Here is a 23,647-nt window from a genome sequence, read left to right as displayed (position 1 = left end):
GAGCAACAGACGGTGGGGCCCGGAGGCGATGCCTCCGGGCCCCACCGTCTGTTCTCGGCGTCCGTTCTCGAATGCGGCGGCTCTAGAACAGTCTGAGCTTGTCGTCCTCGATGCCCCGCAGCGCGTTGTAGTCCAGCACGACGCAGCCGATGCCCCGGTCCGTTGCCAGCACCCGCGCCTGCGGCTTGATCTCCTGGGCCGCGAACAACCCCTTGACGGGTGCCAGATGGGGGTCGCGGTTCAGCAGCTCCAGATATCGGGTCAACTGCTCGACACCGTCGATCTCACCCCGCCGCTTGATCTCCACCGCGACCGTCACTCCGTCGGAGTCCCGGCACAGGATGTCCACCGGGCCGATCGCGGTGGGGTACTCGCGGCGAATGAGGCTGTACCCGGAGCCCAGCGTCTCAATGCGGTCGGCAAGGAGTTCCTGGAGGTGCGCCTCCACTCCGTCCTTGATCAAGCCAGGGTCCACACCCAACTCATGGGACGAGTCATGGAGGACTTCCTCCATGGTGATGATCAGTTTCTCGCCCGCTTTGTTGATGACGGTCCAGGCACTGCCGTCGCCCTCCTTGAGGGTGCACGGGGGAGACATCCAGTTCAGTGGTTTGTAGGCGCGGTCGTCCGCATGGATGGAGACACTGCCGTCTGCCTTGATCAGGATCAGACGGGGGGCGGAGGGCAGGTGGGCAGTGAGCCGGCCCGCGTAGTCCACGGAGCAGCGGGCGATGACAAGGCGCATGAACGGCAACGCTACTCGACGCGCACCACCCGGCGCGATTCTTCCTACGTTCTCCCGCTGTGGGCCACCACTGCGGTTGACTGAGACGGATCGCGTCGTCCCACTTGTCCCCGTTCGTCGTTGGCCGGTTGTCCTCCCAATCTCCTGGTGCCCTCTGGACGCCGCACTTACCGTGGATGCAGCAGGTCGCCGGGTGCGCACTCTGCGTCGCCGTACGCCATACCGTGCGGCGGCGTCTCCGGTGCCTACTTCCCTGCCCGTATGACCCCGTGACCCGGGGTCGCGAGAGGAGAACCCATGTCGCTCGACGTCTCACCGGCGCTGTTGGAACAGGCCGAGCGAGGCGAAGTCGATGAAGCCGCTTTCGTCGACTGCGTCCGGACCTCCCTGCCGTACGCATGGGAGATGGTCAGTTCCCTGGTGGCACAGCTGAAGGTCGACGGCGGCGAGTTCGCCGACAACCAGACGCCCCCGCCGGACGAGCAGGCCCGTGGTCAACTACTGCGCGCGCTAGCGAGTGACGCGATCCGAGGTGCGCTTCAGCGGCACTTCGGAGTGCGTTTGGCATTCCAGAACTGCCATCGCGTCGCGGTGTTCCCGCTGGACCCGTCAGTGGATGAGCGGCTTGCCCGCTTCACCTCCATCAGGGGCCAGCTGCTCAACCAGTCGCCTGAAATGCGCGACTGCTGATGTCTTTTGCTGCCGCTCCGCATCGCGGGAGCCGTGACTGATGCCGGAGCGGCAGCATGGGGCCTGAACAGTGAGCATGACCGCCGGGTCCGGCCCCGCCCCGTTCTCGAAGGCGGCGGATCAGCTCAGCAGAGGGAGCACGTCCGACCCGAGGGTGCGCAGGTTCTCCTCCGTGGTGGCAAGATCACCCGACCCCTCGGTCAGCAGGGCGAAGCGGGTGATGCCCGTCAGTTCGGCGGTGGCGGCGATGCGATCCGCGGCGAGCCTCGGTGGGCCGACCGGATGCAGCGCGCAGAGCATCTCCGTATAGGCCACGGGGTCACGCATCACCCGGCGCCGTCCATCGACCGTGATGTGGGCGTCCAGCCCTTGCTTGAGCCAGCCGGGCATGGCCTTGACGAGGACCTCTGCCGCTTCCGTCGTGGTGTCCGCGATCTGGGCCACCCCCGCCGAGACATGTGCGACCTGGGCCACCTCCTCGGGCGGCCGACCGCACGCCAGCGCATGGCTGCGCCACAGCGCGACCATCTCCGCCTTCTCCGCATCACCGCAGTGCATTCCCAACAGCATGGGCAGCCCCTGCTCGGCGGCCAGCCGCACACTCTTCGGGGAGGTGCACGCAACGATCACTTCGGGGCCCTGCGGTGGTCCGCCGATGAGTTCCTGGGCTCTGGGGACGACCGCTACCTCCCGGAAGGAGAACCGCTCACCGCGCGCGCTGACGCTCGGCTCCCTCAGCCAGCGCAGCAGCAACTCCAGGGACTCGGGAAACCCGGACTCATAGGCGCTCAGACCGGAGCCGAAGACCTCCAGGTCGATCCAGGGCCCGCCGCGGCCCACGCCCAGGGAGAACCTGCCACCGCTGGTGAGATGGAGCAGTGCCGCCTGCTCGCCCAGCGCCACCGGATGGACGCTGGGGAGCACGGTCACCGCCGTACCCACCCGGATGCGTCGGGTGCGGCCGAGGAGGAGCGCGGCGAGTGTCACCGCGGAAGGGCATACGCCGTAGGGCACGAAGTGGTGCTCCGCGAGCCAGACCGAGTCCAATCCGGACTCCTCCGCGACTTCCGCGGATCGCACCGCCCGATGTAGGGCCTCCCCCTGTCCCTGGCCCGGGAACTGGGCTGCCAGTACGAACGTACCCACGCGCATCGCCTTCTGCCTCCTTGCGGCCGACGCGTCACTCCCCCTGGTGGCAATAACGTCTGACACGTGCCAAAGGCACGGCCCAAAGTGAAGTTCTTGCGATTTTCCGGTAACTGCTCCTGAGGAGTGGCCCGCTCTCACACTGAGTGGGACGTGTACCCCCAACCGTGGACCGTAGGCTGGACTCGACAGCAATCGTCCGTACTTGCCCCGTGAGGTATCACGTGTCCCCGCGCCGCAACCGCCCCAAGGGCGGCGACAACCCCTCCGCGCCCCCCGGTGAACTGGGCGACAGGTACGGCGGCTTTGGCCGCACCGAGTCCTGGCAGGACGAGGAGTGGTCCGTCCGCCATGTGGCCGGTGCGAGCGCCGCGGGCAAGCGGTACCGCTGCCCCGGGTGCGACCAGGAGATCCCGTCCGGGATGCCCCATGTGGTGGCCTGGCCGCAGCACGGCGGTGTGGAGGACCGACGGCACTGGCACAAGGCGTGCTGGAACGCGAAGGACCGCCGCACCTCGCGGGTGCAGCGGTCCCGAAACGCTCCCAAGCACTGAATCCCCAGCACTCAACGCGTGGGTGGCGCTGGGAGAACGTCCCTAGACGTCGCGGGAGTTCAGCATGGTGTACGCGGCTCCCAGCGCGACGGCGGCGATCCCCAGCATGATCCACAGCGGTTCCCAGCCCATGGGGCCTGACTGGGTCACCGAGTTGTCGTAGAGCACACCGAGCTGGCTGGGGATCGAGTACTCCAGCAGCGCGTCCTGGAGCCAGGACAGTGACTCGGTGAACATGAACATGGCCATCACCAGCGGCAGCAGCACCAGACCGATCATGATCGTGATCGCACCGGCGGAGTGCCGGATCATGGAGCCCACGGCCAGCGAGAGCAGACCGAGCAGCGCGAGGTAGAGGCTGACACCGAGGGTGGAGCGCAACCACTCCTGGGTCGTCGGAGACCCCTGGTCGATGATCGCCACCTGGGCCACGCCGACGAAGAGGGTGAGCGCCAAGGTCACGGTGAAGACGAGCGCGAAGAAGACGATCGCCTTGGCGGTCAGCACCCGTCCCCGAGTGGGGCACGCCGTCAGCGTGGTCCTGATCATTCCGGTGCCGTACTCGGACGCGACGGTCAGCACACCGAGCGTCATCACACACAGGCTGCCGAGGAGCACCCCGAAGAAGCCGAGCGACAGGATCGGCTGATCCTCCACATTGGCGTCGCTGGTGGTGATGGCCGCCGCGACGGCGAGCCCGATGCCCACGAGAAGCAGGGCCATGACGCTGAGCGTCCAGATCGTCGACCGAACGGAACGGATCTTGGTCCACTCCGACGCGATGGCGTCACCGAGATGGGCCCGGCGGATCGGGATCGGCGAGGAGTAGACGGCGCCGGGTGCGCCTTGGTGCTGGTAGGGGGTGGTCATCGCGGGTCCTCGGGCTTGGTCGGATCGGCGGGTGCGGGCGCGGCGGCGGGAACCGCGGCTGCCGGGCCCGCCGGCAGCCGGGGATCGGCGGCCGGAGCCGCGTAGGGATGCTGGCCCGGCTGCGGCGGCGGTGGTGCGTACCAGCCCTGCTGCGGCACATCGGGAACCTGCTGCGCCGGCGGTCCGTACCCCGGCTGAGGCTGCTGCATCAGCCCCGCCTTCTGGTCCGTCGTGGAGCGGTAGTCCACCGCGCCCTGCGTCATCCGCATATACGCCTCTTCCAGCGAGGCCTGGTGCGGCGACAACTCCCACAGCCGGACGTCCGCGCCATGCGCCAGATCACTGATGCGCGGCAGCGGCAGCCCCATGACCCGCAGCCCGCCGTCCGGCTCGGGCACGACATGCGCCCCGGCCTCGCTCAGCGCCGCGGACAGCTTCTCGCGCAGTTGCGGCTCGGTGTCCGGCGTACGCACCCGGGCGAAGTCGGCGGAGTTCGCCGAGATGAAGTCCCTGACGCTCATGTCCGACAGCAGCTGACCCCGACCGATCACGATGAGATGGTCGGCGGTCACGGCCATCTCACTCATCAGATGCGAGGAGACGAAGACCGTGCGGCCCTCGGAGGCGAGCTGCTTCATCAGGTTGCGGACCCACAGGATGCCCTCCGGGTCCAGTCCGTTGACCGGCTCGTCGAAGAGCAGCACCTGGGGGTCACCGAGCAGCGCCGCCGCGATGCCCAGGCGCTGTCCCATACCGAGGGAGAAGCCCTTGGAGCGCTTCTTGGCCACCTCCTGGAGGCCGACGACACCGAGCACCTCATCCACCCGGCGGGCCGGGATTCCGGAGAGCTGCGCCAACGACAACAGATGGTTGCGTGCGCTGCGCCCACCGTGCACGGCCTTGGCGTCAAGCAACGCTCCGACCTGCCGGGGAGCGTTCGGCGTCTGCCGGAAAGGCTGCCCGCCGACCGTGACCGAGCCCGCGGTGGGATTGTCCAGTCCCAGAATCATCCGCATGGTGGTGGACTTGCCTGCGCCATTGGGCCCGAGGAAACCGGTGACGGCACCGGGCCTCACGTGAAAAGAAAGGTTGTACACGGCTGTCTTCGCGCCATAGCGCTTGGTCAGCCCGACTGCCTCGATCATTCTCCAGCCCCATCGACTTCTGGTCATCGGGGCCTAGGCCAGCCAGCCACATGCCCCCCGTTAGAGTTAGGAGGATAACTTTTTCTCCGCGGTTCCTCCTAGGCGGTAATCCTTCGGCCAGGAGGGTGCGCGGACGGCTGAGCTCCTGCTGGAGCAGGAAGTCACCGCCCCGTCGCGGAACGTCATGAGATCGCGGGTGGGCGCCCCGTTCGGCCCGAGGCCAGCGCGGTGACGACAGCCGGCCGGGCCGCCGCGGTCGCGGCCCCGGCCAGCCCCCGTACGGATGACGTCAGGCGTCGCGCTTCTTCAGTACGAGGTAGGCGCCGATCAGGGCCGCCACGACCCAGATCACCATGATGCCCAGTCCGCCCCAGGGGCCGTAGGGCGCCTCATTGCCGCCCATGGCGTCCGGGAGCACCTGCATGATCTTGGAGCCGGCCTGGTCGGGGAAGTAGCGGGCGACATCCTTCGCCTTCGGGACCGAGGCGAGGATCTGGGAGACCAGGAAGAAGAACGGCATCAGAATGCCCAGCGACAGGATGGAGCTGCGCAGCATCGTCGCCACCGCCATGGAGAACAGGGCGATCAGGCCCATATAGAGGCCGCCGCCGATCACCGCGCGCAGCACGTTGTCCGCACCGATCGTTGTGCGATGTTCACCAAGGAGTGCCTGGCCGATGAAGAAGGAGGCGAAACTGGTCGCCATTCCGACGACCAGGGCCAGTGCCGTCGCCACGGCGATCTTGCTGAAGAGGAAGGTCGCTCGCTGCGGTACGGCGGCGAGTGAGGTGCGGATCATCCCGGAGCTGTACTCCGTGCCCACCACCAGCACCCCGAACACCACCATGGCCAGCTGGCCCAGGATCATCCCGGAGAAGCTGAAGAGGGTGGGGTCGAAGGTGAACTGCTCCTCCCGGCTGAGGTCATCGAAGGTCGCCTTCGTCAGCGCGCACAGCGCCGCGCTCAGGGCGACCGTCACCACGAACGCGCTCACCAGCGTCCAGGTCGTCGAGGAGACAGTACGGATCTTGGTCCACTCGGACTGGAGGACCGCGGGTACCGAGGCCATGGGTCAGGCTCCCTTGTCGCTCTGGTAGCTCTGGCCCCACTGGGGACCCGGCTGCTGGTCGGACGGCGGCCCGGCATGGCTCGTACCGTGGGCGTGGTACTCCACCGAGCCGGCCGTCATCTGCATAAACGCCTCCTCCAGTGAGGCGCGCTGAGAGCTCAGCTCATGCAGCGTGATCTGGTGACGGGCCGCCAGTTCACCCAACTCCTCGGTGGTGGCGCCGTCGATCTCCACCGTCCCGGACCCCGCCTCCACGGCCGTGAGACCCGACTCGCGCAGCACCTCCCGCAGCCGCTCCCGCTGGGGTGAGCGCAGCCGTACGAAACTGCGGGAATTCTCGTGGATGAAGTCCGCCATCGAGGTGTCCGCCAGCAGCTTCCCCTGCCCGATCACAATGAGGTGATCGGCGGTCAGCGCCATCTCGCTCATCAGATGCGAGGAGACGAAGATGGTGCGCCCTTCGGACGCCAGAGACTTCATCAGATTGCGAATCCAGTGGATGCCCTCGGGGTCCAGTCCGTTCACCGGCTCGTCGAACATCAGGATCTCGGGGTCGCCGAGTAGGGCGGAGGCGATACCCAGACGCTGGCCCATGCCGAGCGAGAAGCCCTTCGACTTCTTCCGTGCCACCGGAGTGAGACCCACGACGTCCAGCACTTGATCAACCCGGGCGGTCGGGATGCGGTTCGCCTGCGCCAGACAGAGGAGATTGTTGTAGGCGCTGCGTCCACCGTGCATGGCCTTGGCGTCTAGAAGCGCGCCAATGTACTTCAGCGGCTCGTCCAGTTCCCGATAGCGCTTGCCGTCGATTCGGACATTTCCGCTGGTCGGATTATCGAGATCGAGCATCATGCGCATCGTCGTGGACTTCCCGGCACCGTTGGGGCCGAGGAAGCCGGTCACCATCCCTGGTCTGACCTGAAACGACAGATGGTCGACGGCTACTTTGCTACCGAAGTGTTTGGTGAGGCCATCCAGCTCGATCATGCGGACACCGTACGGTGTGCGCAAAGCCCCCCGCCACTTGAGCGGCGAGGGGCTCTGACAGTTACGCGGCCCCGGTGGGCCTGGGCTCAGCGGGACTGCTGGGCCGGGACACCACGGGAGATCGGCTCGTCGTCGACGGGGTTGCCCGCCGCGGCCACCGCTGCACCGGTCAGCGTCGCCAGCATCTCGCGAACGTTCGTCAGCTGCGCGTTGATGGAGTCGCGGCGGTTGGTGAGCGCCGCCAGCTCGCGCTCCGATTCGCTGCGGATACGGTCGGCCTTGGCATTGGCGTCGGCCACGATGTCCTCGGACTGGCGCTGCGCGGTCTCCACCGTCTGGCGGGCCCGACGCTCCGCGTCCGTACGCAGCTTCTCGGCCTCCAGCCGCAGCTGCTCCGCGCGGTGCTCGATCTCCGCAAGACGCTTCTCGGCCTTCGCCTGACGCGACGCCAGATCACGCTCGGACTGCTCGCGGCGCTTGGCCAGATTGGTCTCGAAGTCCGCAGCGGCCTGGGCGGCCTTGGCGCGGGTCTCCTCGAAGAGCGCGTCCGCCTCCTCGCGCTTGGACTGCGCGTCCTTCTGCGCTTCCGTACGCAGCTGGGTGGCGTCGCCCTTCGCCTTCTCGACGATGCGGACGCCCTCGTCCTCCGCCTTGGCCTTGCGCTCAGCGGCGAACGACTCGGCGTCGTTGCGGACCTGCTGGGCGGCGGACTCAGCCAGCTCACGGTGCTGCTCGGACGCGCGACGGGCCTCCTCACGCAGGTCCTTGGCCTCCTCCTCGGCAAGACGGAGGATCTTCTCCACGCGTGCTCCGAGACCGGCGTACGACGGCTCCGCGTCGGTGACCTGGGCCTGGGCGTTCTGCGTCTCAAGGTGGAGTTCCTCGATCCGCTTTTCCAGAGAGGTGATGCGCGCCAGCGCACTATCACGGTCGGCGACGAGTTTGGTAATGCGGTCGTCCACCTGGCCGCGGTCGTAGCCACGCCGCACGAGCTCGAAGCCGAATGGGGAGGATGTGTCGCTCATGGGGTTCCTGTCGAATGAGACCGGTGAGGTGATAGAGGGAATCCTAGGGGCCTAAGCGGCGAGTCATCGAGTGGATACAGGTTTGATCTGGAGAATGTCCAGCCTTTTGAGTGGCTAGCCGTCTGACGACTTGCCACTCGAACGGGTGGCACCCGCTGTCGCACCCGCCCTGACACCACCTGAAGAACCGCTGGAGCCCTTGCTGTTGGTGGAAGGCGCTTCGAAGGACTCCAACGCCTCCAGTACGTCCTGGACACGGGAGATCTCGGTCTGAATGTCCTCGCGGCGCCGCACGAGGACGTCCAACTCCCGCTTGCCGTCGCTGACGAGGCGCTTGGCTTCGACCTCGGCATCCGCCTTGATCTGCTGTCCCTCGCGCACGAGTTCAGCCTTCTTCTGCTCAGCCTCCTTGAGCAGGCTCTCGGCTCTCTTCACCGCGTCGATGCGGACCCGGCTCGCCTCCGAGTTCGTCTCGGACATCAAGTCCTTGGCCTTCGCATCGGCCTCCGCGCGCTGCTCGCGCGCCGCGGTCATCAGCTGGTCGACCCGCTCGCCGGTCGTCTTCATCTGCTCGGAAGTCTCCCGGCGGGCCCGCTCGTGCAACTCCTCGATCTCGCCCTCGACCCGGGCACGCAACTCCTCGGTGCGCTCCCTGATCGCGGTGGAGTCCCGACGCGCACCCACCAGCAGTTCATCGGCGTCCGCACGGGACTTCTCCACCAGCGAGTTGCCCTCGATGGTCGCCTCGGCGATCAGTCGCTCGGCCTCCTTGCGGGCCGCGCCCACCATCGTGTCGGCCTGCTCCTCGGCTTCCAGCGCGGCCCGCAGCGCCTCCTCCTGAGCCTTGTTGACGAGCTGGTCCGCCTGTTCAGCCGCGTCCCTGCGGCGCTTGGCCGACGCCTCGCGGGCCTCGTCCACGGTCCGGTCGGCCGCCGCCCGCGCATCGGTGCGCATCCGCTCGGCCACCGCCTCGGCGTCCGCCACGACCTTCCGGGCCTCGCCCCGCATCCGCTCGGCGGCCTGCTGCGCGGAGCCCACCGTGTCAGCGGCCTCGACCCGCAGCCGCTCTGCCTCGGCACTCGCCTGGGCGACGAGTTGGTCGGCCTGTGCGGCGGCGTCGGCCCGTCGCTTGTCCGCGGACTTTCGCGCCTCGTCGAGGAGCCCCTCGGCATGGGTCTTGATCCGCTCGCCCTCGGCCGTGGCCTCGCCGACGAGCCGCTCGGCCTCGGCACTCGCCTGGGCGACGAGTTGGTCGGCCTGCGCGGCGGCGTCGGCCCGTCGCTTGTCCGCGGACTGCCGTGCCTCGTCGAGGAGCCCCTCGGCATGGGTCCTGACCCGCTCGCCCTCGGCCGTCGCCTCGCCCACGAGCCGATCCGCCTGAGTGGCCGCCTCCGAACGGATGCGATTGGCGTCGTCCCGGGCGTCCGCACGGGTGCGGGAGGCGTCCTGCTCGGCCGTCGCGAGGGCGTTCGACGCGTCCGTGCGCATCCGCTGCGCGTACTCCGCGGTGTCCGTGCGCAGTCGCTCGGACTCCTCGATGGCATCGGTGACGGTCCGTTCGGCGAGCGCGTTGGCCGCCTCCGTCTCCTCCTGGGCCCGCGTCCGCAGCCGGGCCACGTCCTCCCCGGCGCGCTCCCGCTCGGCATGGGCATCCGAGCGGATCCGGTCAGCCTCGTCCTGGGCCTCCGTCCGGGTCCGCTCGGCCGAGTGCTCGGCGGCGGAACGCAGTCCGGCGACCTCCTGCTCGGCCTGCTCATGCAGCCCGGCCACGGCGTCCCGAACCTGCTTGGCCGTCTGCTCGGCGGCGGCGACCATCTCGGTGGAGCGCTGATCGGCCTCCGCCACCAGCCGGTGCGCCTCAGCCTGGGCCTCCTCGACCCGCTTACGGGCCGACGCGAGCAGGCCTTCGCTCTGCTCCCGGGCCCGCTCCCGCTCCTGGTTGGCCTCGTGGCGCGCCGAATCGACGATGCCCTCGGCCTCGCGACGGCGGCGTACGGCTTCCTCCTGGGCCGCGGCGAGCGCCTCGGCAGCCTGGGCACCCACCCGCTCGGCGGCAGTCGCGGCCTCCGCGCGCAGCCGGTCGGCAGTGTCCTTCGCCTCGCTCTTGAGCCGCTCGGCCTCCGCACCGGCCTCACCGCGCAGCCGTACCGCCACGTTCTCCGCTTCGGCCCGCGCCCCCGCGGCGTCCGCCGCCGCTTCGGTGCGCAGCCGCTCGGCCTCCTGCTCGGCCCCCGCCTGGAGCGCACGAATGCGCTCGCCGGCCTCGGCGCGCAGCCGGTCGATCTCCTCGCCGGCTTCCCGGCGAACGCGCTCGGCGTGGCCCCGGGCTTCGGTCAGCGCCTCGTCGGCGGCCTGGCGCCGGGACTCGGCCTCCTGCTGGAGCCGGCTCAGCTCCTGGGCGGCCTCTTCCTGACGGGCGGTCATCGCCCGTTCGGTGTCCTCGCGCAGCTCCACCGCAGCCTGCTCGGCGGCGGCCCGCACACTGTCCGCGAGCTCCTCGGCCTCGCCCCTCAGCCGTTCGGCCTCGGCGCGAGTGCGCTCCAGGGTCTCCTCGGCCTGCCGGCGCAGCGAGGTGGCGCGCTCGATCGCCTCGGTACGGACCCGTTCGCTGTCGCCGTTGGCCGCGGACCGCAACTCATCGGCGTCCGTGCGGGCCTTGGTGAGCAGACCCTCGGCGCTGCTGGCGGCCTCCTCGATCTGCTGGACGGCCTCCCGCCGTGCCTCGCCCCGGATGCGCTCGCCCTCGGCGACCGCCTCGGACCGCAACTGCTCGGCCTCGCCGCGCAGTCGCCGCGCCTCCTCCTGGAGTTCGACGGTCTTGGCGCGGTACTCCTTGGTGTCGTCCTTCGCCTCACCCTTGAGCTGATCGGCCTGCTCGGCGGCCTCACCGCGCAGCCGATTCGCCTCCGCGTCGGCCTCGCCCCGGATGCGCTCGGCTTCGGCACTCGCCTTACGGGTGGTCTCCTGGGCGTCCTCGGACGCCTTGGTCAGGATCTCCTCGGCCGCTCGGGCGGCCTTGGCGAGCGCGGCGGCGGCATCCTCGGCGGCAGCCGTGCGCGCCTTCTCGGTCGCCGCCGCCAGCTGCTTCTCGGCCTCCGCACGGGCATCGACGAGAATCTGCTCGGCGTCCGCCTTCAGCGCCTCGGCCTCAGTGGTGGCCTCGCCCACCAGACGGGCGATCTCCGCCTTCGCGGTCCTGGTGCGCTGCTCGTTGTCCGACTCCGCGGACGTCAGCTGCTTGGCAGCGGAGTCCCTGGCCTCGGTCAGTACCCGCTCGGACTCCGCGCGGGCCTCGCGCAGCTTCTCCTCTGCTTCTTGTATCCGCTGCTCGGCGACCCGGCTCAGCTCGGCGGCCTGCTGCCTGGCCTGGTCGGACTCGGCAGTGGTGGAGGAGCGCAGCCGCTCCGCGTGGCTGGTGGCCTCCTGGGCCTGGGTGGACGCCGCGTTCAGCATCCGCTCGACATCGCGACGGGCCCGCAGCAAGAGCGAATCGGCCTCCGCGCGGGCGGCTTCCGTCTCGGAGCCGACCCGTTGACGGGCCTCCTCCGTGAGGCGCTTGGCCTCGGATCGAGCGGCGGCCAGGCCCTGCTCGGCCTCGGCGCGTGACTCGTCGAGGAGCCTGCGGGCCTGGGACTCGGTACGGGCGCGCAACTGCTCGGCCCAGGCGACGTTCTCGTTGACGTGCGCCTCGACGGTCTGGCGGCGCTCGGCCAACTCCTGGTCGAGACGCTGGCGACGCTGGTTGGCCTCGGTATGCAGCTCCGCCTGGAGACGGGCCTGGTGCTCGGCGTGCTCCTGGAGGATGCGCTGCGTCTGAGCGCGGGCGTCGCGCAGTTCGCGCTCGGCGTCGACGCGCATCTGGTCCGCCTGGACCTGGGCGTTTCTGAGCATCTGCTCGGCCTGGTAGCCGAGGTCGGCATTGTCGTATGCGGGGCGTGATGCGAGGCTGCGGCGCGCCTCATGGAGCTTCGCGCGCAATACCTCGACCTGGTAGCCGAGGTCCTCGGCGTGCTGGACGGCCTTCTCTCGCGCGGTCTTCAGCCGATCCATCTCGGCTTCGAACCGCGAGAGGTGGTCGTCGTCAGCTCGGTGGCTCTCCTGGCGTTCGTAGCCCCGCACTGCGCGGTCCCATCCGTCCCCTGGTCGCAACTGGCTTCACACTCTCACCGCTCGCCGGGCGAGCGGCTCCCCGGGGGAAATGGTGACAGATCAATATGAGAGGACGCGTCGCGGCCCCGACCCGGCCCCGGCCCGGAATTGCCCACTCTACCGGCCCAGGAATCCGGAGGTCAGTGCTCCGTTGCTGAGGTGACAAGTTCGGTCAGAACACCATGGCAGTCCTTGGGGTGGAGAAAGGTGATCCGGGACCCCATGGAACCGGTGCGCGGCTCGTCGTAGAGGACCCGTACGCCCTTGTCGCGGATGGCTGCCGCGTCGGCGTCCACATCGGCGGTCCCAAAGGCGATGTGATGAACGCCCTCACCATTCTTGGCCAGCCACTTTCCCACCGGGGAGTCCTCCCGGATCGGCTCCAGCAGCTGGAGGTAGGAAGCCGCCCCGTCGGAGGTTCCGTTGATCTTGAGCATGGCTTCGCGTACGCCCTGCTCCTCGTTCACCTCGGTGTGGTGGACCTCGAAACCGTAGGTCGAACGGTAGAACTCCACTGTCTCGTCGAGGTTGCGGCAGGCGATTCCGATGTGGTCGATTCGTGTCAGCATCCTCCCAGTGCAGCGCCGAACCGGTGGCTACGCAACGTGCGCGCGATCACACCGACCGCCCGGTGACCTTGGGGCATACCGCTCAGTACATTTGAGGTAAACCCTCGTTCACTCCTCAGCCTCCGCGCTGGAAGGGGATCGTGCCTCATGTCAGGAACGACCGGTACCACCTCAGTGATCGTCGCGGGTGCCAGAACGCCCATGGGGAGGCTTCTTGGCTCGCTGAAGACCTTCTCGGGCGCGGACCTCGGCGGCTTCGCCATCAAAGCCGCGCTGGATCGCGCGGGCATCGGCCCCGAGCAGGTGCAGTACGTGATCATGGGGCAGGTGCTTCAGGCGGGAACCGGCCAGATCCCGGCGCGCCAGGCCGCGGTCAAGGCCGGCATCCCCATGAACGTGCCCGCGCTGACGATCAACAAGGTCTGTCTCTCCGGACTCGACGCCATCGCGCTCGCGGATCAGCTGATCCGAGTGGGTGAATTCGATGTCGTCGTCGCCGGTGGACAGGAGTCCATGACCAACGCGCCGCATCTGCTGCCGAAGTCCCGCGAGGGCTTCAAGTACGGGGCGGTCGAGATGCTCGACGCCATGGCGTACGACGGGCTCACCGACGTCTTCGAGAACATCGCGATGGGCGAGTCCACCGAGAAGCACAACTCCCGGCTGGGGATCGCCCGCGCCGACCAGGACGAGGTCGCGGCCCTCTCCCACCAGCGCGCCGCCGCGGCCCAGAAGAACGGTGTCTTCGACGCCGAGATCACCCCGGTGGAGATCCCCCAGCGCAAGGGCGACCCGGTCGTCTTCGCCAAGGACGAGGGCATCAGGCCCGAGACGACCAAGGAGTCGCTCGGCCGGCTGCGGCCCGCGTTCGCCGCGGACGGCACGATCACGGCGGGCTCCTCGTCACAGATCTCCGATGGCGCGGCCGCGGTCGTGGTGATGAGCCGGGCCAAGGCGGAAGAGCTGGGTCTGGAGTGGATCGCCGAGATCGGCGCCCACGGCAATGTGGCGGGACCCGACAACTCGCTCCAGTCCCAGCCGTCCAACGCGATCACCCACGCCCTGAAGAAGGAAGGGCTTGAAGTCGACGATCTGGATCTGATCGAGATCAATGAGGCGTTCGCCGCGGTCGCGGTGCAGTCAATGCGCGACCTGGGGGTATCCCCGGAAAAGGTGAACGTCAACGGAGGGGCGATCGCCCTTGGCCACCCCATCGGCATGTCGGGCGCCCGGCTGGTGCTCCATCTGGCGCTGGAACTCAAGCGGCGGGGCGGTGGCGTGGGAGCCGCGGCACTGTGCGGCGGAGGCGGGCAGGGCGACGCGCTCATCGTTCGCGTACCGGCGAACTGATCCGTCCGCCGAGCGGGCGCCCCGGCTGATCGAACCGTAGCTTCGGCTGATCGAACGCATGAGGAGTCGAGAGATGGTGGACGTCCCCCAACTGGTCGCCCAGGCGAGGGAGGGCCGGCCACGCGCCGTGGCCCGGCTCATCTCCCTGGTGGAGGGGGCTTCCCCACAGCTACGGGAGGTGATGGCGGCGCTCGCCCCGTTGACCGGAGGGGCCTATGTCGTCGGCCTCACCGGCTCACCGGGCGTCGGCAAGTCCACCTCCACCTCGGTCCTGGTCAGCGCGTACCGCAAGGCCGGGAAACGGGTGGGGGTACTGGCGGTGGACCCGTCCTCACCGTTCTCCGGCGGGGCGCTGCTCGGTGACCGGGTCCGCATGTCGGAACACGCGTCCGACCCCGGTGTCTACATCCGGTCCATGGCCACCCGCGGCCATCTCGGCGGCCTGGCCTGGTCCGCCCCGCAGGCGATCCGGGTGCTGGACGCGGCGGGTTGCGAGGTGATCCTGGTGGAGACGGTGGGGGTCGGCCAGTCCGAGGTGGAGATCGCCGCCCAGGCCGACACCTCGGTGGTGCTCCTCGCCCCGGGAATGGGCGACGGCATCCAGGCGGCGAAGGCCGGCATCCTGGAGATCGGCGATGTGTTCGTCGTCAACAAGGCGGATCGCGATGGCGCGGACGCCACCGCGCGTGAGTTGAACCACATGCTGGCACTGGGGGAGTCTCGGGCACCGGGTGACTGGCGTCCGCCGATCGTCAAGACGGTGGCCGCCCGTGGTGAAGGCACCGAAGAGGTGGTCCAGGCGCTGGAGAAGCACCGGGCCTGGATGGAGGAGCACGGGGTGCTCACCCAGCGCCGGGTCCGACGGGCAGCGGTCGAGGTGGAGACGATCGCGGTCACCGCGCTGCGGGAGCGGATCGGGGATCTGCACGGAGATCGCCGTCTCGGGTCCCTCGCGGAGCGCATCGTGGCGGGGGAACTCGATCCCTACTCGGCCGCGGATGAGCTGGTGGCCGGACTGACGCAGTCCTAGGCTGACCTGCTGACCTGCTGACCTGCTGACCTGCTGACCTGCTGACCTGCTGACCTGCTGACCTGCCCTGGCGGGGGCGGGGCTGGGCTGGGAAAGGGCCGGCCCGGCCTGGACGCGGGGGGTGTGGTCCAAGGCCGGGCCGGGGTTCAGGGGCGGGACACATCAGGTCGTCCCGGGGGCTAGCCCCTGGCTCTGAGGGACGGGCCGCCGACATCGGCAATCGATGACCGGCGCGCTGCCCGGAGAGGGAATCAGTCGTTGTCGTTGTCGTCCCGGTCGTCCCGGTCGTCCCGGTCATCGCTGTCGTTGTCGCTGTCCACGGAAGCCGATGCCTTGCCGGTCGTGGCATCCACGCGCACCTCGTGCTCGCGGCCGTCCTCGGCCCGGACCTCGATCTCCCAGTGGTCCTGGCCGAAGTCGACCTCGGTCACCGTGCCCGCCCGGAACTTCTGCGCGGCGGTGACCGCCTGCTCGGCGTTCACCTTCGCGGTGCGCAGTGCCTCACGCTCGGTCTGGTCGTCGCTGTCGTTCTTGTCGTTCTCGTTGGTGTCGTCGTCGTCCGAGAACAGCGACGCCTTACCGTTGGAGATGTCGACCCGAACGTCCCGGTCGTTGCCGTCCTTGCCGACGACCTCGACCTCCCAGTCGCCCTTGTCGTCGTCCTCGCGGCTGATGGACTCCACCGACCCGGGGCTCTTCTTGAGCGCCGCGCCGGCGGCCTCGGACGCCGAGACGCTGGACGAAGGACTGGTGTCACCTGAGGCGGCGACCGCGGTGTAGGCACCTCCTCCGACCAGAGCGGCGACCGCGATGGCGACGGCAATCTTGCGCTTCATGAGGGTTCCTCCCCGTACTGGCTGGCTTCGTTGACACCAATCTGCCGGGTGGTTGCTGAACCCAGCCTGAAGTCACCTGAAGCGATCTTCAGCTTCGGTTTGCGACCCTGAGCTCATGCGTTTGTTGATCGTGGAGGACGAGAAGCGGCTGGCACTCTCCCTTGCCAGGGGACTGACGGCCGAGGGCTATGCGGTGGATGTGGTCCACGACGGTCTGGAAGGGCTGCACCGGGCGTCCGAGGGCTCGTACGACCTCGTCATTCTCGACATCATGCTCCCGGGCATGAACGGCTACCGGGTCTGCGCCTCGCTGCGTGCCGCCGGCGATGAAGTACCGATCCTGATGCTCACGGCCAAGGACGGCGAGTACGACGAGGCCGAAGGCCTCGACACCGGCGCCGACGACTATCTGACCAAGCCCTTCTCGTATGTCGTCCTCGTCGCCAGGGTCAAGGCGCTGCTCCGCCGCCGTGGTCGCTCCGGCGGCTCTCCCCGACTGACGGTGGGGGACCTACGGGTGGAGACCGCGGCTCGCCGTGTCTTTCGCGGCGAGGACGAGGTCACCCTCACCGCCAAGGAGTTCGCCGTGCTGGAACAGCTGGCGATGCGCGCGGGTGAGGTGGTCAGCAAGGCGGACATCCTGGAGCACGTCTGGGACTTCGCCTATGACGGCGACCCCAACATCATCGAGGTCTACATCAGCGCCCTGCGCCGCAAGCTCGGAGCTCCGCGCATCCAGACCGTGCGGGGCGCGGGATACCGACTGGTGGCCACACCATGAGATCGGTACGCGCCAAGGCAGCCATCGGGGCCACCCTCGTCGTCGCGATCGCGCTCATCACGACGGGCCTCGGCCTGCTGCTGGTCCTCCGCCAGAGCCTGGAGGGCAAGATCAACCTCCAGGCCGAGATCGCCGCCCGCGAGGTGGCCTCCCAGTTCGCCCTCGATACCCCACCCGACCAGCTCGACCTGCCCGGCGGTGAGGACCGCCCCATCCAGGTCGTCGCGCCGAAGGCACAGGTCATCGCGGTCTCACCGGGTTTGCAGAGCATCTCAGGCACCAGTACCGGCAAGACCGCGCCCACACCGCTGCCCTCGCCGAGCGCGGAGAAGGACGATACCTCCGACCAGGGCCAGCAGCCGGACCAGGAGAACGACGCCGACAACGATCAGGACACCGACCAGGACAACGAACCGGATCAGCCGGAGCCGGACACCGAACTGGACGATCCCGATGACGATCCGGCCCGCGGACAGGTCTCCAGCCGGGAGGAGTTCAGCGACGGCACCGCCAACGTGGACGGCGACAGTGCCTCCTACCGCTTTGCCGCCGTGGAGGCGACCAACAGGGCCGGCACCACGGTCACCGTCTACGCGGGTGCCCCACGCGCGACCGAACAGGACACCGTGGAGAGCGTCCGCGACGCCATGCTCATCGGGCTTCCCGCCCTCCTGCTCGTCGTCGGCTCCGTGACCTGGCTGGTCACCCGGCACGCGCTGAAGCCCGTTGAGGGCATCCGAGGGGAGATGGCTGCGATCACCGCGTCCGAGGACCTCTCCCGCCGGGTTCCCGAGCCGGACTCCCGCGATGAGATCGCTCGGCTCGCGCGCACCACCAACGAGACGCTCGCCGCTCTGGAGGCCTCGGTCGAGCGGCAGCGCAGGTTCGTCGCCGACGCCTCGCATGAACTCCGCAGCCCCATCGCCTCCCTGCGCACCCAACTTGAGGTGGGCCAGGCCCACCCGGAGCTCCTCGATGTGCCGGGCGCGGTGGCCGACACCGTACGGCTGCAGCAGCTCGCGGCCGATCTGCTGCTACTGGCACGGCTCGACGCGGGGGAGCGACCCGGCCAGGCACGGCTCGACCTGGGTGCGCTCGTACGCGAAGAGGCGTCCCAGCGGGCGAATGACCGCATCCCGGTGACGGTGGACGCGGCTGTGGGGCTTGAGGTGACGGGTTCGCGCTCCCAGTTGGTGCGGGTGCTCGGCAATCTGCTGGACAACGCCCAGCGACACGCGGACAGCTCTGTCACCGCGGTGGTACGGGAGGACGGCGGCGACATCGTGCTCACGGTCGAAGACGACGGGGACGGGGTGCCCGAGGACGAGCGCGAGCGGATCTTCGAGCGGTTCGTTCGGCTCGATGACGCCCGCAGCCGGGATGACGGCGGGGCGGGTCTCGGGCTGGCCATCGCACGGGATGTGGCGGCGCGGCACGGTGGGACGTTGACGGTGGGGGTGGGGGAGCGAGGTGGGGCGCTCTTTGAGCTGAGGCTGCCGGGGTAGGGGGCTGTGCTCGGGGCCTTGGGTCCTTGGGGCCTTGGGCTGGGCGCTCACGTGTTGGGCGTCCTTACCCGGGGTGGGGGGTTCCGTCCTCAAGCGCCGGACGGGCTGAGGTTGCTGGCCTTCGAGGTGTTCTTCTTTGCTGGGGGTGCTCGGGGCGGGGTTCTGGGTCTCCCGGGCTGGGGGGTCTTGTTCTGTGGGGGTTGGGGGGTGCTATCGGGGGTGACTCCTCAGCGTCGACGGCCTGAAGCGGCTCCGTGACGGCATGCGGGTCTTGCCGTCGATCGCTTCCGGGGACACCCCCTGCGCGCCCCCACGCCGAGACTTGTATCCCTTGCCCCCAGGTCCCTGTCCTGTGGAGGAACCAGGGGAGACTCCCTGCGCCCCACGCCGAGACTTGTATCCCTTGCCCCGGGGTCCCTGTCCTGTGGAGGAACCAGGAGACACTCCCTGCGTGCCCCCACGCCGAGACTTGTATCCCTTGCCCCGGGTTCCTGTCCTGTGGAGGAACCAGGGGACACTCCCTGCGCCCCACGCCGAGACTTGCACTCCCCGCCCCCGGGTTCGTGTTCTGCGGGGGAGTCCGTGCGCCCATGGCCGAGCGCGGGCACCCTGACCTGGGGTTCCTGTTTGGCGGGAGCGGCCGTGCCGCAGTGCACGGGCTTGTCGGGGGGCGGAGACGACAAGATCCGAAAGAGAGGCCCTGCCAGGGCCTGCCTTCCGGATCTTTTGGTGCGTTCGTCTGGCTCTTGCGCGTCTAGCTCTTGCCGCGCCTGCCGCGTAGATGGTCGGCGACCGGGGAGAGCGATTCCCGTAGTTCAGCCAACGCCTCGGGTGTCATCAGGTCGATGAAGTGCTTCCGCACGGATGCGACATGGTGCGGGGCGACCCGCTGCATGGTTGTCGTGCCCTGCTCGGTGAGCACCGCGTACAGTCCGCGCCGGTCGGATTCGCAGTTCTCCCGGCGAACGAGTCCCGCGCTCTCCATACGGGTGATCTGATGGGAGAGGCGGCTCTTTGACTGGAGCGTGGCCGCGGCGAGGTCGCTCATCCGCATCCGCTGCTCCGGGGACTCGGAGAGATTGACCAGGATCTCGTAGTCGTTGTTGGTCAAGCCGAACGGCTGGAGGTCCTTTTCGAGTTGGTGCATCAGCAGCCGGCTGACGTCCAGGTGAGTGCGCCAGGTGCGCTGCTCGTCATCGGTCAGCCAGCGAGTGGCCGTCTCGGTCTCCATATATGGATTCTACCTAAGAAGTTGAAAGACGGACGAAGTCATGGTGTGACGCCCGGCACTGGCCAGGGAGTCAGCACGGTGCCCGCAGGGTACTAGGGGTGCAGACGTTCGACGTCACACTCCGCAGACTACCGCTCACAGGCCGAAGCGGCGGGTGAGGTCGCCCAGCTGACCTGGGAGACGCGGGGTGGAGCCATGTTGACCCGGGGCGGCGGCGCCGCCCGAGCCGCCGGGTACTCCGGCCTGGTGGGGTGTTGCTCCCGTCGCCGTTTCGGGCAGCAGGGCCTCGGTTGACTGGAGCAGTACGGTGCCCGCTCCGACGAACTCAAACTGATGCTCTTCGCCAGAGGCCCCACCGATTCCCGTCAGTGCACGCAGCCCTCCCATCACCCCGGTCATATAGCCGTGGTCGTAGTGGTGGCACGGCGACGGGCAGTCGGCCCATCCCACCAGCGCCTGGGGGTCCACCCGGATCGGGGGCTCCATGAACACCACGGGACCATTCGACGCCGCCACGAACTTCCCGGTCCCGATCAGGGTGAGGAAGCCCGGCACGATGGACTGCTTCAACGCCAGCGAGGGCTGGTACGCCAGCAGATTCCCGGACCGGATGGTCAGATTTCCCTCGTCCAGGTCGAACGAGTTCACATCGAAGGCCCGGTCGGCGAGGAGCATCTTGCCGCTGCCCTCGGCCACCACCCAGTCGCCCGCGTGCAGCGGTGAGTGGAACGAGGTGCGCAGCAGTCGATCCATCCGGCCGTGCCCGATGCCGTTGAAGTCGATGCGGCCGTAGTAGGCGATCATCTTCCCCTTCTGGAGGAACCACTGACCGCCCTTCAACTCCACACAGAAGGTGTACGGGTTGACGTTGTCATCGCTGGGCAGCGTCGTCGGGTCCCAGACAGGGCTCTGGGCGGGCATGGTCACAGCTTCTCCTCCGATGCCTGGACGTAGACGGCGCCGCTACCGCTCAGCTCCAGTTGGAACGCCTCGCCCGAGCCGCGTCCCACCATGTCGCGCCAGCCGAGCGCGGTGGTGAGCTTGTTCTGCACATCGCCGCGGTGGCCGACGTACGCCTGGGGGTCCACATGGATGGAACGCCCGGGGGTGATCGGCAACTCGACCACGCCTCCGTGGGCCATCACCGCGACCGCGCCACTGCCCCGCAGGGTGGTGGTGAACAGCCCCTGGCCGGTCACCTGGCCGCGCACCATGCCCATCACACCGCCCTGCGAGCCCAGGAACATCGTTCCCTGCTCCAGGGTCCCGTCGAAGGCGAGCAGGCGGTCGGCCTCGACGTAGAGCGTGTCACCGCTGAGGTGGACGATATGGACATGGTGACCGCCGTGGCCGAACAGCACCGTGCCACTGCCCTCCACGGTCATCAGCGGGGTCGCCTCCCCCGCCACCCGGCGGCCGATCATGGACGCGAGGCCGCCCTGGCCGCCTTGGGTGTTCGGGGTGAAGGACACCTCGCCCTTGTACGCGAGCATGGCGCCGCGCTGGCTGAAGATTCGCTGGCCGGGGAAGACCGCCGCCTCGACCATCTTCGCGTTGATCTCACGGAACGGCATGGCTACGCGTCCCCTCCGATGGTGTTGCGCTCGCTGGGTTGGACATAGACGACGCCATCGCCCTCAAAGCGGATCTGGAACGCCTCTCCGCCACCCTCGCCCATGAATGTGCGGAACGTCACACCGGATTGGAAGTTCTGCTGGAGATTGCCCTGATGGGCGATGTACGCCCCCGGGTCGACCGCCAGCGGGTACTGGGGGGTCACCCGCAACAGCACCGCGGGCCCGTCGGACATGATGGCGGCCTGGCCGCTGCCTTCGAGGGTCGTGGTGAACAGGCCGTTGCCGGTGGCCCCGCCGCGCAGCCCGGTGAAGCTGGTGCCGGTACGCAGTCCCGCGTCGGCGCAGAGCAAGTTGCTCGCCTCCACGTACAACTTGTCCCCGTGCAGGTTCACCAGATTGATTTCGGACGCGCGGTCGGCGAAGTAGCAGGTGCCCTGCCCCTTCACCTCCATCATGATCATCTGCTCGCCGGTGAGGCGGCGGGTGACCATCCCGCGGATTCCCTCACCGCCACCGGACATCTTTTTGAAGGCCATCTGGCCGTCATAGGCGACCATTGACCCGTTCTTCGCTTTGACGGCGTCACCGGTCATGTCAACCGCGAGCACCTTGCTCCCTTGGAGCCGGAACGTTGCCACGGTTCGACGTTAGCCGCCCCGAAGGGGACTCGGACAGGCATCGGGGAGTAACCCGTCCGGCTCGGACCCACCCCGGACAAAGGGATGGCAAAGGAAGCTGACACAATGAGGCAGCGCTTGTGAGCGCATTCACAAGATCGTCTCCCACTGAAGGTGCCTCCGTGGACATCAAGACCGCCTCCTCCCTCCACCGTCTTCGCCTGGTCTCCGCACCGGAGGCCGTCTCCTTCATCCTGCTGATGATCGCCTCGGTGCTGAAGCGGACCACCGACTTCAACGCGGTGCCGGCGCTTGGCATGATCCATGGAGTCCTCTTCATCCTGTATGTGCTCTTCTGGCTGGATGCCTGGAACCGCACCAAGTGGGATCTGAAGACCGCGGCGCTCTACTTCGTCCTCTCGGTGCTGCCGTTCGGTGGTTTCTACGCCGAGCGCAAGCTCAAGCGGGCCGCCGACGACGAGGTGATCGCCTCCCGCGCCCGCCGTGAGGGCGTCGTCAAGGCGTAGTGCCCGCGCCGCGGCCATAACGCCGGGCCAGAGGCGCAACACCAGTCCCATGGCGGGGGCGAGCCGTTCTTCTTCGGCTCGCCCCCGCGCCGTTCTCCGGCCGCGTCTCCACTCGGGCGGGCGGATTCACCGTCCGCCCATCACGTGATGGGACCGAAGGGCGAGACGGTACTGACCAGGGAGTGGGCACTGGATAGGCTCATAGCCGTGCCGAAGCCCCTCAGCCTCCCCTTCGATCCGATCGCCCGCGCCGACGAGCTCTGGCAGCAGCGCTGGGGGCCCGTCCCCTCGATGGCGGCGATCACCTCGATCATGCGGGCGCACCAGATCCTGCTCGCCGAGGTCGACGCGGTCGTCAAGCCGTACGGACTGACCTTCGCGCGGTACGAGGCGCTGGTGCTGCTCACCTTCTCCAAAGCCGGCGAACTGCCGATGTCCAAGATCGGCGAGCGGTTGATGGTGCACCCGACCTCGGTCACCAACACCGTGGACCGTCTGGTGCGGTCGGGTCTGGTCGACAAGCGGCCCAACCCCAATGACGGCCGCGGCACGCTCGCGTCGATCACCGGCAAGGGGCGGGAGGTCGTCGAAGCGGCCACTCGTGAGCTGATGGAGATGGATTTCGGCCTCGGCGCCTATGACTCCGAGGAGTGCGCGGAGATCTTCGCGATATTGCGCCCGCTCAGGGTCTCCGCCCAGGACTTCGACGAGGCGTAGCACCGCTGGCCCGACTCCCCGGCGGGTCCCCTGCGCCCCCGGGATGTGCCGGCCGATTGGCCCCGAGGTGGACGGCGCACGGCGGTTCCGACCCCCTCGCGGAGGGCGTCGGATGCCCGGCTACGCTCGATGCCATGAAACAAACCGTGCTGACCCGCTATCGGGTGATGGCGTACATCACCGCCGTCTGGCTGCTCATCTTCACGGGCGCCATCATCCTGAAGTACGGCTTCGAAACCGGCGACACCATGTTGATCTCCCAGGTCCATGGTGTTCTCTTCATCGTCTATGTGATTTTCGCCTTCGACCTGGGCTCCAAGGCGAAGTGGCCCTTCGGCAAGCTGCTGTGGGTGCTTGCCGCCGGCTGCATCCCGGTGGCCTCCTTCTTCGTCGAGCCGAAGATCACTCGCGAGGCCCGCGCGCTGATCACGGACAGCGGCAAGGTGACCGCCCAGGCCTGACGGTTCCGCCGCGTGTGAACGGCTCGCGGCGGTTCCCCGTCGACATTTACTAGGACGTCCTAGTAA

Annotated in this window: 23 protein-coding genes; 9 read left to right on the top strand and 14 right to left on the bottom strand. The window is 68.5% G+C overall.

The features are described 5' to 3' along the window. Window positions 1-82: 82 nt before the first annotated feature. Complete coding sequence (gene nucS, locus NBG84_RS05995; RefSeq protein ID WP_250918219.1) at window positions 83-745, bottom strand: endonuclease NucS; 663 nt, start codon at window positions 743-745, stop codon at window positions 83-85. Between the two features lie 297 nt (window positions 746-1,042). Between nucS and NBG84_RS05990 the strand changes: the two genes are divergently transcribed. Then, window positions 1,043-1,435, top strand: coding sequence for an SCO5389 family protein (locus tag NBG84_RS05990; RefSeq protein WP_250918218.1), 393 nt, complete (start codon window positions 1,043-1,045; stop codon window positions 1,433-1,435). Between the two features lie 120 nt (window positions 1,436-1,555). Here the strand turns inward: NBG84_RS05990 and NBG84_RS05985 are convergent, their stop codons facing one another. Then, window positions 1,556-2,587: an LLM class flavin-dependent oxidoreductase gene (locus NBG84_RS05985; RefSeq protein ID WP_250918217.1), complete on the bottom strand. Its 1,032-nt coding sequence runs from the start codon at window positions 2,585-2,587 to the stop codon at window positions 1,556-1,558. Window positions 2,588-2,805: 218 nt separating this feature from the next. On the opposite strand from NBG84_RS05985, the gene NBG84_RS05980 reads away from it, so the two are divergent. Further along, window positions 2,806-3,135, top strand: coding sequence for an ATP/GTP-binding protein (locus NBG84_RS05980; protein WP_250918430.1), 330 nt, complete (start codon window positions 2,806-2,808; stop codon window positions 3,133-3,135). Between the two features lie 42 nt (window positions 3,136-3,177). Here NBG84_RS05980 and NBG84_RS05975 read toward each other — a convergent pair whose 3' ends face one another. The 7 genes from NBG84_RS05975 to mce form a co-directional block, all read right to left on the bottom strand. Further along, window positions 3,178-4,005: an ABC transporter permease subunit gene (locus NBG84_RS05975; protein ID WP_250918216.1), complete on the bottom strand. Its 828-nt coding sequence runs from the start codon at window positions 4,003-4,005 to the stop codon at window positions 3,178-3,180. Beyond that, the gene (locus NBG84_RS05970; RefSeq protein ID WP_250918215.1) at window positions 4,002-5,150 is read right to left on the bottom strand and encodes an ABC transporter ATP-binding protein; all 1,149 of its coding nucleotides are present in this window, start codon (window positions 5,148-5,150) and stop codon (window positions 4,002-4,004) included. The genes NBG84_RS05975 and NBG84_RS05970 overlap by 4 nt, the downstream gene beginning before the upstream one ends. Window positions 5,151-5,439: 289 nt before the next feature. Further along, a complete protein-coding gene (locus NBG84_RS05965; protein WP_250918214.1) occupies window positions 5,440-6,219 on the bottom strand; it encodes an ABC transporter permease in 780 nt (259 codons plus the stop codon). Window positions 6,220-6,222: 3 nt separating this feature from the next. Continuing rightward, window positions 6,223-7,206, bottom strand: coding sequence for an ABC transporter ATP-binding protein (locus NBG84_RS05960; RefSeq protein WP_250918213.1), 984 nt, complete (start codon window positions 7,204-7,206; stop codon window positions 6,223-6,225). Between the two features lie 86 nt (window positions 7,207-7,292). Then, window positions 7,293-8,231, bottom strand: coding sequence for a coiled-coil domain-containing protein (locus NBG84_RS05955; RefSeq protein ID WP_250918212.1), 939 nt, complete (start codon window positions 8,229-8,231; stop codon window positions 7,293-7,295). A 114-nt stretch (window positions 8,232-8,345) separates the two neighbouring features. Next, the gene (gene scy, locus NBG84_RS05950; RefSeq protein WP_250918211.1) at window positions 8,346-12,350 is read right to left on the bottom strand and encodes a polarized growth protein Scy; all 4,005 of its coding nucleotides are present in this window, start codon (window positions 12,348-12,350) and stop codon (window positions 8,346-8,348) included. A 170-nt stretch (window positions 12,351-12,520) separates the two neighbouring features. Beyond that, window positions 12,521-12,949, bottom strand: a complete 429-nt coding sequence (gene mce / locus NBG84_RS05945) for a methylmalonyl-CoA epimerase (protein WP_250918210.1) — start codon at window positions 12,947-12,949, stop codon at window positions 12,521-12,523. A 147-nt stretch (window positions 12,950-13,096) separates the two neighbouring features. Here mce and NBG84_RS05940 point away from each other — a divergent pair, with 147 nt between their 5' ends. Both NBG84_RS05940 and meaB read left to right on the top strand, forming a co-directional pair. Then, window positions 13,097-14,299 carry an acetyl-CoA C-acetyltransferase gene (locus NBG84_RS05940; RefSeq protein WP_250918209.1) on the top strand — a complete coding sequence of 401 codons (1,203 nt, stop codon included), beginning with the start codon at window positions 13,097-13,099 and terminating at the stop codon, window positions 14,297-14,299. 73 nt (window positions 14,300-14,372) lie between these two features. Beyond that, on the top strand, window positions 14,373-15,329 hold the full coding sequence (gene meaB, locus NBG84_RS05935; protein ID WP_250918208.1) for a methylmalonyl Co-A mutase-associated GTPase MeaB: 957 nt from the start codon (window positions 14,373-14,375) through the stop codon (window positions 15,327-15,329). Window positions 15,330-15,580: 251 nt separating this feature from the next. On the opposite strand, the gene NBG84_RS05930 is transcribed toward meaB, so the two are convergent. After that, on the bottom strand, window positions 15,581-16,165 hold the full coding sequence (locus tag NBG84_RS05930; RefSeq protein WP_250918207.1) for a PepSY domain-containing protein: 585 nt from the start codon (window positions 16,163-16,165) through the stop codon (window positions 15,581-15,583). 115 nt (window positions 16,166-16,280) lie between these two features. Here NBG84_RS05930 and NBG84_RS05925 point away from each other — a divergent pair, with 115 nt between their 5' ends. Both NBG84_RS05925 and NBG84_RS05920 read left to right on the top strand, forming a co-directional pair. Then, the gene (locus tag NBG84_RS05925) at window positions 16,281-16,946 is read left to right on the top strand and encodes a response regulator transcription factor (protein ID WP_250918206.1); all 666 of its coding nucleotides are present in this window, start codon (window positions 16,281-16,283) and stop codon (window positions 16,944-16,946) included. Next, window positions 16,943-18,451: a sensor histidine kinase gene (locus NBG84_RS05920; RefSeq protein WP_250918205.1), complete on the top strand. Its 1,509-nt coding sequence runs from the start codon at window positions 16,943-16,945 to the stop codon at window positions 18,449-18,451. Before NBG84_RS05925 ends, NBG84_RS05920 begins: the two co-directional genes overlap by 4 nt. 754 nt (window positions 18,452-19,205) lie before the next feature. Here NBG84_RS05920 and NBG84_RS05915 read toward each other — a convergent pair. From NBG84_RS05915 to NBG84_RS05900, 4 genes are all read right to left on the bottom strand, one after another. Continuing rightward, a complete protein-coding gene (locus NBG84_RS05915) occupies window positions 19,206-19,682 on the bottom strand; it encodes a MarR family winged helix-turn-helix transcriptional regulator (RefSeq protein ID WP_250918204.1) in 477 nt (158 codons plus the stop codon). A 135-nt stretch (window positions 19,683-19,817) separates the two neighbouring features. Further along, window positions 19,818-20,603, bottom strand: a complete 786-nt coding sequence (locus NBG84_RS05910; protein ID WP_250918429.1) for an AIM24 family protein — start codon at window positions 20,601-20,603, stop codon at window positions 19,818-19,820. A 2-nt stretch (window positions 20,604-20,605) separates the two neighbouring features. Then, window positions 20,606-21,256 (bottom strand): AIM24 family protein, encoded by a 651-nt coding sequence (locus tag NBG84_RS05905; RefSeq protein ID WP_250918203.1) that lies wholly within the window; start codon window positions 21,254-21,256, stop codon window positions 20,606-20,608. 2 nt (window positions 21,257-21,258) lie between these two features. Next, a complete protein-coding gene (locus NBG84_RS05900; RefSeq protein ID WP_250918202.1) occupies window positions 21,259-21,897 on the bottom strand; it encodes an AIM24 family protein in 639 nt (212 codons plus the stop codon). A gap of 161 nt (window positions 21,898-22,058) precedes the next feature. Between NBG84_RS05900 and NBG84_RS05895 the strand changes: the two genes are divergently transcribed. The 3 genes from NBG84_RS05895 to NBG84_RS05885 all read left to right on the top strand — a co-directional run bounded on the left by NBG84_RS05895 (window position 22,059) and on the right by NBG84_RS05885 (window position 23,581). Continuing rightward, a complete protein-coding gene (locus NBG84_RS05895) occupies window positions 22,059-22,403 on the top strand; it encodes a DUF3817 domain-containing protein (protein WP_250918201.1) in 345 nt (114 codons plus the stop codon). A gap of 207 nt (window positions 22,404-22,610) precedes the next feature. Further along, window positions 22,611-23,120, top strand: a complete 510-nt coding sequence (locus NBG84_RS05890; protein WP_250918200.1) for a MarR family winged helix-turn-helix transcriptional regulator — start codon at window positions 22,611-22,613, stop codon at window positions 23,118-23,120. A gap of 134 nt (window positions 23,121-23,254) precedes the next feature. Beyond that, window positions 23,255-23,581, top strand: coding sequence for a DUF3817 domain-containing protein (locus NBG84_RS05885; RefSeq protein ID WP_250918199.1), 327 nt, complete (start codon window positions 23,255-23,257; stop codon window positions 23,579-23,581). Window positions 23,582-23,647 lie beyond the last annotated feature (66 nt).

Source organism: Streptomyces albipurpureus (assembly GCF_023701525.1).
Lineage (GTDB): Bacteria > Actinomycetota > Actinomycetes > Streptomycetales > Streptomycetaceae > Streptomyces > Streptomyces albipurpureus.
The sequence above is the reverse complement of the archived record's forward strand: the minus strand, read 5'-3'. Positions and strand labels throughout refer to the sequence as shown.